Annotated in this window: 10 protein-coding genes and 1 pseudogene; 6 read left to right on the plus strand and 5 right to left on the minus strand. The window is 64.6% G+C overall.

Going from position 1 to position 10322, the window contains the following annotated elements; genetic code table 11:
- A pseudogene (locus ENZ74_RS10130) lies at positions 1–316 on the minus strand (amino acid permease); the annotation flags it as partial.
- A 173-nt stretch (positions 317–489) separates the two neighbouring features.
- On the opposite strand from ENZ74_RS10130, the gene ENZ74_RS10135 reads away from it, so the two are divergent.
- The 6 genes from ENZ74_RS10135 to ENZ74_RS10160 are packed head-to-tail and all read left to right on the plus strand — an operon-like array spanning position 490 to position 6919.
- Complete coding sequence (locus tag ENZ74_RS10135; RefSeq protein ID WP_063169692.1) at positions 490–1260, plus strand: IclR family transcriptional regulator; 771 nt, start codon at positions 490–492, stop codon at positions 1258–1260.
- Positions 1260–2540, plus strand: a complete 1281-nt coding sequence (locus tag ENZ74_RS10140) for a Tm-1-like ATP-binding domain-containing protein (protein WP_063169693.1) — start codon at positions 1260–1262, stop codon at positions 2538–2540. Before ENZ74_RS10135 ends, ENZ74_RS10140 begins: the two co-directional genes overlap by 1 nt.
- On the plus strand, positions 2537–3205 hold the full coding sequence (locus ENZ74_RS10145; protein ID WP_063169694.1) for an HAD-IA family hydrolase: 669 nt from the start codon (positions 2537–2539) through the stop codon (positions 3203–3205). The genes ENZ74_RS10140 and ENZ74_RS10145 overlap by 4 nt, the downstream gene beginning before the upstream one ends.
- Positions 3206–3224: 19 nt before the next feature.
- On the plus strand, positions 3225–4574 hold the full coding sequence (locus ENZ74_RS10150) for an aminotransferase class III-fold pyridoxal phosphate-dependent enzyme (RefSeq protein WP_063169695.1): 1350 nt from the start codon (positions 3225–3227) through the stop codon (positions 4572–4574).
- 33 nt (positions 4575–4607) lie between these two features.
- Complete coding sequence (locus ENZ74_RS10155) at positions 4608–5900, plus strand: aminotransferase class III-fold pyridoxal phosphate-dependent enzyme (RefSeq protein WP_063169696.1); 1293 nt, start codon at positions 4608–4610, stop codon at positions 5898–5900.
- Positions 5897–6919 carry a phosphotransferase gene (locus ENZ74_RS10160; protein ID WP_063169697.1) on the plus strand — a complete coding sequence of 341 codons (1023 nt, stop codon included), beginning with the start codon at positions 5897–5899 and terminating at the stop codon, positions 6917–6919. Before ENZ74_RS10155 ends, ENZ74_RS10160 begins: the two co-directional genes overlap by 4 nt.
- A gap of 28 nt (positions 6920–6947) precedes the next feature.
- Here ENZ74_RS10160 and hpaH read toward each other — a convergent pair whose 3' ends face one another.
- From hpaH to ENZ74_RS10185, 4 genes are all read right to left on the minus strand, one after another.
- Positions 6948–7754, minus strand: a complete 807-nt coding sequence (gene hpaH, locus ENZ74_RS10165; protein ID WP_127312757.1) for a 2-oxo-hept-4-ene-1,7-dioate hydratase — start codon at positions 7752–7754, stop codon at positions 6948–6950.
- Positions 7751–8623: a fumarylacetoacetate hydrolase family protein gene (locus ENZ74_RS10170; protein WP_063169699.1), complete on the minus strand. Its 873-nt coding sequence runs from the start codon at positions 8621–8623 to the stop codon at positions 7751–7753. Before ENZ74_RS10170 ends, hpaH begins: the two co-directional genes overlap by 4 nt.
- A 235-nt stretch (positions 8624–8858) precedes the next feature.
- Positions 8859–9839, minus strand: coding sequence for a 3,4-dihydroxyphenylacetate 2,3-dioxygenase (gene hpaD, locus ENZ74_RS10180; protein ID WP_063169700.1), 981 nt, complete (start codon positions 9837–9839; stop codon positions 8859–8861).
- A 14-nt stretch (positions 9840–9853) separates the two neighbouring features.
- A partial coding sequence (locus ENZ74_RS10185; RefSeq protein ID WP_127312758.1) for an aldehyde dehydrogenase family protein occupies positions 9854–10322 on the minus strand: 469 nt, incomplete at its 5' end.

Below are 10322 nucleotides of genomic sequence, written 5' to 3' on the forward strand. Positions count from 1 at the left end.
GGATGGCGATCAGCGCCGTGGCGCCGCCGGCCATGCTGCCGAGGCCGCGTGCGGCATAGGCATAGAAGGCGCCGGCATTGCCGACATGGCGTGACATGGCGACATAGCCGACCGCGAACAAAAGCAGCAGCACGGTCACGATGAGATAGGTGCCGGCAAAGCCGGCGCCATTGCCCATCAGCATGCCAAGCGGCGTGCCGCCGGCGACTGCCGTGAGTGGGGCGGCCGCAGAAATCACCATGAAGGTGATGGCGCCGACGCCAAGACTGTTCTTGCGCAGCCTGTTGGCCGGCGCCTGTTCCGAGACTGCTGTCATTGATCCCTCCTGTTTGCAAACCCTTGAGTTCGCCGGCCGAATGGCCTGTCCCATGCACTCTGGCGGTTGGTTCATTATTTGAACCGTTATTTTGAATATAGACTTGCAAACAATGCTGATGCCTGTCAAGTTAATTCACACGTTAAATGATTGTCCCGAACGGGGAGGCAAATTTGAGTACGGTCGGAAAAGCGATCTCGCTTCTGGAGCTGTTCAACGTCGACGAGCCCGAGCTCGGCCTGTCCGATCTGGCGCGCCGCTCGGGCTTCGACAAGGCGACGACAAGGCGGCTGCTGGTAGCGCTGGCCGGCCGTGGTTTCGTCGAGCAGGATGCGGGTACGCGGCACTATCGCCTCGGCGCCGGGCTGTCGCGGCTGGCGCGCATCCGCGAGGCGCGCTTTCCCTTCCTGCAGACGGCCGTTCCGCTGGTGCGGGACCTGGCCGCATCGACGGCCGAGACCGTGCATTTGTCGGAATTCGGCGTCGACAGGCTGGTCACCGTCAACGTCGAGCATCCAGCATGGGCAAACCGGGTCAACATCGACATCGGTCAGTTGCTGCCTTTGCATTCGACCGCGTCGGGCATCGCCTATCTGGCCTTCGCCCGCGACGAGACCGTCAAGGCGTGCCTGACGGGTTCGCTCGATGCCTTCACGGCCCATACGCTGATCGAGCCGGCCGCCATCTCAAGATCCATGGGCGAGGCGCGCGAGCGCGGCTATTCGATCTGCGACCAGGGCTATGAGGAAGGTGTGATCAGCGTCGCGGCGGCAATCCGCGGGGCGGATGGCTTTGCGCTCGGCACCATCGCGGTGGCGGCGCCAAAGGCCAGAACGACGGCGGCCGCGATCACGGAGCGGGGACTTGCCGTGAGGGCGGCGGCACGGGAGATTTCCATGCGCCTCAACGGTGAAAACCTGCAAACCCTGAGGAGGCAGGCCTGATGCCCTCGGAGACAGCACCCCGCATCCTGGTCATCGGCACGGGCGACACAAAGGCCGAAGAGCTGTTGTTCATGAAACAGTGCATCGAGCAGTCGGGCGGCAGCGCCGTGATGATGGATGTCAGCGTGCTGGGCGACCCGCCCTACAGTCCGGACCACGATAAGCACGCCGTGGCGCGGGCGGTGGATGTGACGATCGCCGAGATCGTTTCGAGTGGTGACGAGAACACCGCCATGACGCTGATGGCCGGCGGCGCCGTGCAACTGGTGCGCAAGCTCCATCAAAACGGCGAGATTGACGCCTTCATCGCCATCGGCGGTTCGATGGGAACCGATCTGGCGCTCGACGTGGCGCTTTGCCTGCCGCTCGGCGTGCCGAAATTCGTCGTCTCGACCATCGCCTATTCGCACCTCATCCCACCCGAGCGCGTCGCGCCCGACCTGATGATGATCCTCTGGGCGGGCGGGCTGTACGGCCTCAACTCGATCTGCAGGCTGGTCCTGTCACAGGCCTGTGGTGCGGTCGTCGGCGCGGCGAAAATCGTGCTGGCGTCGCGCGTGTCGGCGCGGGCAACAGGCCCGACCATCGGCATGACCTCGCTCGGCAGCAGCTGCCTGCGCTACATGAAGACGCTGAAGCCGGCGCTGGAACAGCGCGGCTATGACGTTGCCGTCTTCCACACCACCGGAATGGGCGGCCGCGCCTTCGAATCGATTGCCGGCCAAGACCATTTCTGCGCGGTGTTCGACTTCAGCCTGCAGGAGATCACCAACCATCTCGCGGGCTCCGTCGTCAGTTCCGGCACCGACCGGCTGGAGAATGCCGGTGCCCGCGGCGTTCCGCAGATCGCAGCACCCGGCGCGGTCGACATGGTCGACCTGCCGACCTGGCAGGATTTGCCGGCTAAATTCTCGACGCGACCGTTTCATGCCCACAACAGGCTGATCGCTTCGATCACCGTCGATGCCGACGATCGCCGCCAGGTCGCCAGGACCATCGCCGCCAAGCTCGGTGCCGCCAGAGGCCGCTCCGCCTTCATCCTGCCGTCCCAGGGCATCCAGGAATGGGACGTGGAGGGCGAGCCGCTCTATGAGCCGGAAGCCCTGGCCGCCTTCACTGACGAAATGCGCAAGGTCATTCCCGCCGGCGTCGAGTTCCACGAGATCGACGCTCACATCAACAGCGACGACTTCGTCGGCAAGGCGCTCGAGATCTTCGACCGCTGGGTCGAGGAAGGCATCGTTCCGCGCGGCAAGCCGGCCGAGGGAGTGGCGGCGTGAGTGCTGTTCCCGTCCAGGCGCTTGTCCTCGATTTCGGCGGCGTCGTCACCCGCACGCTGTTCGAGACCCACGCCTTGACCGAACAGGCGCTCGGCCTCGCGCCGGGGACGCTGCAATGGCGCGGGCCGTTCGATCCGGGCAGCGATCCGCTGTGGCGCGCCATGCAGGCCGACGAGATCAGCGAGCGTGACTATTGGCGCACACGCACAAGCGAGGTCGGCCGTCTGGTGGGGGAGGACTGGCAGGCGATGGAGACCTTCGTCCGGCGCGCGCGAGGGGCCGAGCCGGAAAAGGTGGTGCGGCCGGAGGCTGACAGCACCATTCGCACGGTGCATGCCGCCGGTTTTCGACTGGCCATCCTGTCCAATGAACTCGACCTGTTCTACGGCGCCGACTTCCGCCAGCGGCTGCCGTTGCTCGGCCTGTTCGATGTTATCATCGACGCCACTTACACCGGCATCCTCAAGCCCGACCCGCGTGCCTATGCCTTCGTCACCGAGGCGCTTGGCCTGCCTGCCGGCGCTTGCGTCTTCGTCGACGACCAGCGGCGCAATGTCGATGGCGGCTGTGCTGCCGGCATGCGCACGGTGCATTTCGACGTCGCTCGCCCGGCTCATTCCTATGCCGAGGCGCTCGGCCATTTCGACCTCGTCCCAGTTGCCTGAGATTTTTGCGGAGTCCATTATGCGCGACATCAATTTTCTCACCGAAACCAACGCCAAGCCGATCTGGCATCCGATGGCGCATCCGGCCGAGATGCGGGCCAACCCGCCAAAGGTGATCATGAAAGGCGAGGGTGTGATGGTCACCGACATCGCCGGCAACACCGTGCTCGACGCCGTCGGCGGCCTGTGGAACGTCAATCTCGGCTACAGCTGCGAACCGATCAAGAAAGCGATCGCCGACCAGCTTGGCGCGCTGCCCTATTATTCCGGCTTTCGCGGCACCTCGACCGGCCCGTCGATCGAGCTCGCCTACGAACTCTGCGAATGGTTCGAGCCAGAAGGCATGGTGCGGACGTTTTTCACTTCGGGCGGCTCGGATTCGGTCGAAACGGCACTTCGGCTGGCGCGGCAGTACTGGAAGATCCGCGGCCAGGCCGACCGGACCAAGTTCCTGGCGCTGAAGAAAGGCTACCACGGCACGCATTTCGGTGGCGCGTCGGTCAACGGCAACGCCAATTTCCGCCGCAACTACGAGCCGCTGCTGCCGGGCGTCTTCCACATTCCTGCGCCCTGGACCTTCCGCAATCCGTTCGACGAGACCGACCCAGTGCGGCTGGCAAAACTCTGCGCCAGGGCGCTGGAGGACGAAATCGCCTTCCAGGGTGGCGACACCATCGCCGCTTTCATCATGGAGCCGGTTCTCGGCGCCGGCGGCGTCATCGTTCCGCATGAGAGCTTCATGCCGCTGGTGCGCGAAATCTGCGACCGCCACGAGATCCTGCTGATCGCCGACGAAGTGGTGACGGGCTTCGGCCGCACCGGCGCATGGTCGGGTTCGCGTCTGTCCGGTGTGAAGCCGGATTTCATGACCATCGCCAAGGCGATCACTTCGGGTTATTTCCCGCTCGGCGCCACTTTGATCGGCGCCAAGGTCGCCGATGTCTTCGAGGCCGACAAGACCAGCTTCGGCGCCATCGGCCATGGCTATACCTATTCCGGCCATCCTGTCGGCTGCGCCGCGGGTCTGGCGGCGCTTGCCGAGACCAAACGGCTGCGCCTGAACGAGAACGCGGCCGCGCGTGGTGTCGAACTCGCAGCCGTGCTGGAGGGGCTGAAGGCGAAGCATGCGATCGTCGGCGATGTCCGGTACAAGGGCCTGATGGCGGCGCTGGAGCTGGTCTCGGACCGCGCGACGAAAAAGCCCGCCGACAAGAAGACCATGGCATTGGTTTCGGAGGCGGCCTACGAGGCCGGCGTCATGCTGCGCGTCTCCGGTAACGCCATCATCCTGTCGCCGCCGCTTATCGTCAGCGCCGCGGATGTCGCGAGGATCGGCGAAGCATTGGATGCAGGCCTGTCGAAGGTCTGACGGTTATTGGAGAGAACGGAGTTTCGAGACGCAATGACTCAACCGCAAGAAGCGTTGGTTAGCCGGCGCTCGCGCCTGCTCGGTGCGAAATCGCAATTGTTCTATGACGAGCCCGTGCACCTGGTGCGCGGCGAAGGTGTCTGGCTCTACGATGCCGACGGCCGCAAATATCTCGACGCATACAACAACGTCGCCCATGTCGGCCACTGCCACCCCTATGTGGTCGAGGCCCTGTGCCGGCAGGCAAGCCTGCTCAACACCCACACGCGCTATCTTCACACCGCCATCCTCGACTATGTCGAGCGGCTGACCGCGACCTTCGATGCCAGCCTGTCGACCGCCATCCTGACCTGCACCGGCAGCGAGGCCAACGACATCGCGCTGCGCATGGCGCAGGCCGCCACCGGCCGCATGGGTATCATCGCCACCGACGCCACCTATCATGGCAACACCGCGGCGGTTTCGCAGCTCAGCACCCGCATGCCGCCGGTCGGCGGCCGCGCCCGCAATGTCAGGCTGGTGCCGGCGCCTGACAGCTATCGCCATCCGGCTGCGATGGCCAACGGCAAAGCCTTTGGCGACGCAGTGCGCGAAGCCATCGCCGCGCTGGCAAAGGACGGTATCGGCCTGTCCGGCATCATCCTTTGTCCGCTGCTCGCCAATGAAGGCTTTCCGACGCTCCCATCCGGCTTTTTCGACGACGCGATGCGCGCGGTGCGTGACGCCGGCGGACTGGTCATCGCCGACGAGGTGCAGCCTGGTTTCGGCCGCACCGGCAGTCATTTCTGGGGCCACCAGCGCGCAGGCTTCGTTCCCGACATCGTCACCATGGGCAAGCCGATGGGCAACGGCCATCCAATCGCCGCCGTGGTCACATCAAGGGAGATATTGGCGACCTTCCGCAACGCCTTCCGTTATTTCAACACCTTCGGCGGCAATCCGGTTTCCTGCGCGGTGGCCAATGCCGTTCTCGACGTCATCGAGCAGGAAGATCTCGTTGCCAACGCGCGTGACGTCGGCGCCTATGCACTCAACCTGCTGCGCCCGCTCGCCGATCGCCATGAATGTATCGGCGAGGTCAGGGGCGCTGGCCTGTTCTTCGGCGCCGAACTGGTTCACGACCGCAAGACGCGCGAACCGGCGCCCGACATTGCCGAGCAGGTCGCCAACCGGATGCGCCAGCGCGGCGTGCTGATGGGCAAGACCGGCATCCACGGCAATGTGTTGAAGATCCGCCCGCCAATGCCGTTCTCCCGCGACAATGCCGACTTCCTGATCGGCGTCCTCGAAGAAGTGCTTGGCGAAGTCGGCGGAGTGAAGGCGTGAGCGCAGTCTCCGCGCAATCCGAACCCGAGACGGCAGCCGACGTCACGGCGCTGGCCAGGCGCGCGCTCGCCCATTGGGGCATTGATGAGGGTGAGCCGGAGCTGCTGAAATTCCGCGAGAACGCGGTCTTCCGGATCCGTCTGCCCGATGGCCAGCCGGCCGCCATGCGCATTCACCGGTTTGGCTATCACACGGACGCCGCCCTGCGCTCGGAACTGCAATGGATGGGTTTTCTGCAATCGGCCGGCATCGCCACGCCATCTGCGGTCGCCACGCCGGCTGGCGATCTGTTCGTGCTTGTCAGCGCGAACGCCTCAATGCAACCCCGGCAAGTCGATTGCCTGAGCTGGCTGGAAGGCCGCGCCGTCGGCGCGCGAGGCGTGCCGCTGGATTTTACGCCCGAGCAGGCAAGACAGATCTTTACCGAGATCGGGCGAACCATCGCCCACATGCACAATGTCACAGCAGCCTGGACGCCTCCGTCCGGCTTTGCCCGCCATGCCTGGGATTTCGACGGCTTCTTCGGCGCGAACCCGAATTGGGGGCGTTTCGAGACCTCGCCCTTCCTCGACGGTCCTCGCCGGGAGCTGGTTTTGCGGGCGCGCGAAAAGGCCGTGCGCGCGCTATTGACGTATGAACGCAGTGCCCGCAATTTCGGCATCATCCACGCCGACCTGGTGCGCGAGAATGTGCTCGTCCATGATGGTGCGATCCGCATCATCGACTTCGACGATTGCGGCCATGGCTGGCACATGTACGACCTTGCCGTCGCGCTTTACCAGAACCGCGATGAGGCGATCTATCCGCTGATCGAGGACGCTTTGCTCAAGGGCTATCGGCAGGAGCGCGAACTGACGGCGCGCGACATCGCCGCGCTGCCGCTGTTTTCTGCCTTGCGGGCCTTCGCCTTCCTCGGCTGGGTGCAGAGCCGCGTCGAAGGCGACATCACCAGGGAGGTCGGCTTGCGCATGTCGGCCATCGCAGCCGATGTGGTGATTGCCTATCTGCATGGCGAATAAGGCCGATTGATAAGAACTGGCGGAACCGTCAGCCCTTCGCGAAATGGATGCTGACCGTGCCCGAACTGCCGAAATCGGCGACGATCGTGTCGCCGGGTCGCGCCTCGACCGGACGCACGAACGACCCGGAGAGAACGACCTCGCCGGCAGCGATCGACATGCCGTAGCGGGCGAGCCTGTCGGCCAGCCAGGCAATGCCCATCGCCGGATGGTTGAGCACGCCGGCGCCAAGCCCGGTCTCCTCGACCTCGGCATTGCGCGAAACGATGGCGCCGATCCAGCGCATGTCGGTCTCATCAGGCCGCTGCGGCCGGCCGCCGATGACGATGCCGGCATTGGCGGCATTGTCTGAAATGGTGTCGAAGAAGGTACGCGCCTTCTTCGTCTCCGCATTGACGCGCTCGATGCGCGTATCGAGGATTTCGAGCGCCGGCGTGATGTAGTCGGTGGCGTTGAACACGTCGAAGATCGTCACGCCGGGGCCTTTCAGCGGCGCCTTCATGACGAAGGCGATCTCGGCCTCGACGCGCGGCTGGATAAAGCGGCCGGCCGGAACCGACGCGCCGTCATTGAAGAACATGTCGTCGAACAGCACGCCCGAATCCGGCGTGTCGATGGCGAGCGCATATTGCATCGCCTTGGAGGTGAGGCCGATCTTCCAGCCCTTCGGCTTCAGCCCGGCATCGATCTTGCGCGCCACCAGCGCTGCCTGCACGCGATAGGCATCCTCCATCGTCGCCTCGGGAAAATCGAGGCTGAGCAGCCGGATCTGGCGGCGTGAACGCTCGGCCTCGAACAGCCGTGCCGCGGCGTCTTCCACTTGCTCCGGGGTCATGCTGCTTCCTCGTCGACGACGCTGTTGCGCAGCACGCCGATGCCGTCTGCCTCGACCTCGATGACGTCGCCCGGCTTCAGCCAGATCGGCGGCTCGAAGCGGGCGCCGGCGCCCGTCGGCGTGCCGGTGACGATGATGTCGCCCGGCACCAGCGTGGTGAAGGTCGAGACATAGGCGATAATCTTGCGAAACGAGAAGATCATCCGGCTGGTGCGGTCCTGCTGGCGGATTTCGCCATTGACGCGGGCGGTCAGCGCGATGTCGGCGATCTGCTCCGCGTCGGTGAACGGCACCAGCCAAGGGCCGATCGAGCCGCTGCGGTCGAAATTCTTGCCTTGCGTGACGTTGAACTTGGCATGCCGCACCCAGTCGCGGATGGTGCCTTCATTGCACAGCGACAATGCCGCAATATGGCTGAGCGCGTTGGCCTCGGCAATGCGCCGTCCCGCCTTGCCGATGACGATGACGATTTCGCCCTCATAATCGAGCTGCGGGGATTCCGGCGGCCGCACCAGCGGCGCGCCATGGCCGACGAAGGAGCGGGGAAAACGGACGAACAGCGACGGATTCGAGGGTGCTGCCTGGCCGTCCTTGTACTCCTCGTTGCGGTCCGGATAGTTGACGCCGACGCAGATGATCTTTTCCGGCGAAGGGATCGGAATTTCGTAGGCAATGGCGTCGAGCGGGAAATCGATCGGGAAGGCCTCGGCCTCTTCCGCCAGCCGCCGCAAGGCGCCGGCCTCGATCGCTTCCCGCAGCGTCGGCCACTGGCCGTGGCGCGCCGACAGGTTGATGACACCCTTGCTGGTGACCGCGCCATAGCGCGCCTTGCCGCCGACGGTGAAGGTGGCGAGCCGTGCGTGTTTCATGCTGCGGCTCCGGCAATGGTGGTGGGCGAGGATGGCGCTCTACGGCGCCCCCCTCTGTCCTGCCGGACATCTCCCCCACAAGGGGGGAGATCGGATGTCATCTCTGCCTTCGCCAATTTCCAACGCTGCAACAGAGGCGCTGACCATGGGCCTAGCCAATCTCCCCCCTTGAGGGGGAGATGTCCGGCAGGACAGAGGGGGGCGCCACGGAACGCTGACATCTCCAAAATCCCACTCACGGCGCAATGATCGGCGAAGCCGCCAAATCCGGCTGGCGCGCCTCCGCCCCGGCAAACGCACTGCCCTCCTCGAACCAGCTTTTCGGCGCCGGTGCGCCCCACAGCGTCTGGCGCTGCGGGTCCTTGAGGTCCCACTTGATCGGCTCCAGGTCCGGATCGACCGTCTGGTAGTCCGAACAGTAGATCTCGATACGGTGGTTGTCCGGGTCGCGGACATAGAGGAAGAAGGCGTTGGAGATGCCGTGCCGACCAGGGCCGCGTTCGATGTTCGGCAAATAGCCCGTGGTCGCCATCAGGTCGAGCAGGTCGATGATGTTGAGCGGCGTCGGCACCCAGAAGGCGACATGATGCAGGCGCGGGCCGATGCCGTTGGTGAACGCGATGTCGTGGACGCCGCCCTTGCGATGCGTCCAAGCTGCCCAAAGCTTCCCGGTTGCGGCATCCTCGGTGTATTCGGTGACGCGAAAACCGAGCTCGTTGTAGAAGGCGACGGACTCGTCGACATTGGGCGAGAAGCAGTTGAAGTGGTCGATGCGTAGCGGCTTGACGCCCTTGTAGAGCGCATATTTCTGATGGATCGGCGGCAGCCTTTCCATCTGGGCATAGAACTCCAGCGGAATCCCGTGCGGGTCGCGCGTCCGAAAAGTGCGCGACTGGTAGGGCCGCTCGACCCATTCCACCGGCAGGCCCTTGCCCTTGAAGAAATACTCGGCCTTATCGAGGTCCTCGTCCGAAAAGACCTTGAAGCCGAGGTCGCGCGCTTCCGGCGTCGTCGCCTTGCGCAGCACGATGCAGTGATGGCCACGTTCCTCCATGGCGCGCAGGTAGATGGCGCCTGATGTCTCGTCGGTAACCTGCAGGCCGAGCGTGTCGACATAGAAGGCGCGGGATTTGGCGAGGTCGGTGACAGCCAACTCGACATGGCTGAGGCGCACGATGTTGAAGGCGGGGTAGAGATTGGGTTTGGGCAAGGGCATCCGATTTCCTCCGGTCAGCCGCCGAGTTTCTGGATCGCGTGCGCCGTCGTCGCGAAGGCGACGTTCTTCGTCTCCATGTAGAAGTCGAAGGAATGGTCGCCGCCGTCGCGGCCGATGCCGGAATTCTTGACGCCGCCGAAGGGGGTCGGCAAATGCCGCACGTTCTCGGAGTTAACCCAGATCATGCCGGCCTCCAGCGCATCGGTGAAACGGAAGGCGCGGGTGACGTCAGAGGTCCAGAGATAGCCGGTCAGGCCGTATTGCGTGTCGTTGGCCAGCGCCAGCGCTTCCGCCTCGTCGTTGAACGCAATGGCGCTCAGCACCGGCCCGAAAATCTCCTCCTGCGCGATGCGCATGCCGTTGGTCACGTTGGTGAACAGGGTCGGGCCGACATAACAGCCGCCTCCCGGTCCATCGACCTTGCCGCCGCCGACGGCCAGCGTCGCCCCCTCCGACCTGCCGATGTCGATATAGGACAGCACC

Source organism: Mesorhizobium sp. M7A.F.Ca.CA.002.15.2.1 (genome assembly GCF_003998715.1).
In the GTDB taxonomy this organism is placed as follows: domain Bacteria; phylum Pseudomonadota; class Alphaproteobacteria; order Rhizobiales; family Rhizobiaceae; genus Mesorhizobium; species Mesorhizobium ciceri.